Source organism: Streptomyces sp. NRRL S-455 (assembly GCF_000717875.1).
In the GTDB taxonomy this organism is placed as follows: Bacteria; Actinomycetota; Actinomycetes; order Streptomycetales; family Streptomycetaceae; genus Streptomyces.
Window position 1 is genome coordinate 1 of record NZ_JOCT01000097.1, and the last position, 300, is coordinate 300.

At 76.3% G+C, this 300-nt stretch carries 1 pseudogene; it reads right to left on the reverse strand.

Features of this window, described 5'->3' with window-relative positions:
• Window positions 1–300, reverse strand: a pseudogene (locus IE97_RS0137965) (epimerase); the annotation flags it as partial.

Sequence of the window (300 nt, forward strand, 5' to 3'; positions counted from 1 at the left end):
CAGCACCCGCCCCATGGCCGCCGTCACCTGGCCGTTGGTGACGGGCGCGGGTCCGGTCAGGTTGACCGGACCGGACAGGGCCTCGGTGTCCAGGACGTGCCGCAGGGCCGCGACGTGGTCGTGCAGGGCGATGAAGCTCCAGTACTGCCGGCCGCTGCCCAGACGACCGCCCAGGCCCGCCTTGAAGAGGGGGAAGAGGCGGCCCCAGGCCCCGCCCCCACGGGCGACGACCAGACCGGTGCGGGCGTGCACCGTGCGGATACCGGCCTCCTCGGCGGGCGGGGCGCCCTCGCCGGCCTC